Raw genomic sequence first — 1206 nt, 5'->3', positions numbered from 1 at the left:
GTCAGCACATCGCGCAGCAGCGCCTCGGGCTCGGCATTGGCCAGCAGCGCGGGAATGCTGCGCACGTGCAGCGAGCCGGGGCCGGCGCGGGTGATTTCAAAGCCCAGCGAGGTCAAGGTCTCCGCTTCGCGTTCGGCGGTGTCTGCGTCGCGCTCGCCGACCGCCAGGGTGATCGGCACCAGCAGCGGCTGCGCATGCAGGCCCATGCCGTCGTGTGCGGTTTTCAGGCGCTCATAGCCGATGCGTTCGTGCGCGGCATGCATGTCCACCACGATCAGGCCTTCGGCATTCTCGGCGAGAATGTAGATGCCATGCAGCTGCGCGATCGCATAGCCCAGCGGGGGTACGCCACTGTCGGCCGCCGTGACCGGCAAACCACTTTCGGTTGGCATCGGCGGCAGGCTGCCGCCGGCGGCGTTGCCACCGGGCGCGCCATACAGCGCCGCATAGGCGGAGGGGGCATCGGCCACGCGCAGGCCCAGTGGCGATTGCTGCGGGCGCCAGTCGCCGCCCATGCCACTCCCACCGCCACCACCGGCTGCATCAGGTAGAACGGGCGCCAGCGCTGCTCGGGGAAGATCCGCAGCAGGCCGTAGCCGATATCGTCGTCCAGCCCGCGCACGTTGGTGTAGGTGTGGTGGCGGAAGTTGTGGGTCTTGCGCCAGTTGTCGGCGGTGCCGACGATGTCCCACTCATAGGTGCTCCCCTGCAGCTGCGGATCGCCCATCCAGTCGTACTGGCCATGGATGACGTTGTGCGCCAGCTCCATGTTTTCCAGGATCTTGGACAGCGCCAGCATCACCACGCCGGCAATCCACGCCGGGATCAGCACGCTGTGCACGAAGGCACCGAGGAACAGCAACGCGCGGCCGGCCACGCCGGTCCAGCGGACGGCGGCCACGACGCGGCGGATGTAACGCGCATCGCGCGCACCGAGCGTGACCGCACGCGCGGTGTAGGTCTCGCCTTCGCGCACGAACACCACGTCCTTGCCGTCCATCGTCTGCAGGGCGCTCAGCGGCACCACCTGCGCGGCCGGGGTGGTGGCGACCACGATGCGGGCCTTGACCGCGGCACCGGGCCGCCATTGGCCATCATCGTTGCGCAGCGTGGCACGGGCGACCGTGCTCTGGCTGGCGGTGGCGGTACCGGGCAGCACACGCTCCAGCGTGGTGGCCTGGCTGACGCCGTCGGTCATCCGCGACA

The 1206-nt window shown here is 69.3% G+C and carries 1 protein-coding gene and 1 pseudogene; both read right to left on the bottom strand.

The features are described from left to right. A pseudogene (locus AAE045_RS23160) lies at nt 1–272 on the bottom strand (hypothetical protein); the annotation flags it as partial. Nucleotides 273–274: 2 nt separating this feature from the next. Further along, on the bottom strand, nt 275–1206 hold a 932-nt coding region (locus AAE045_RS23155), incomplete at its 5' end, for a fatty acid desaturase (RefSeq protein WP_455549674.1).

Origin of the sequence: Dryocola clanedunensis (assembly GCF_038405435.1) — a bacterium.
In the GTDB taxonomy this organism is placed as follows: domain Bacteria; phylum Pseudomonadota; class Gammaproteobacteria; order Enterobacterales; family Enterobacteriaceae; genus Dryocola; species Dryocola clanedunensis_A.
Note: the sequence above shows the minus strand (reverse complement) of the source record. Positions and strands in the feature narration are given on the sequence as shown.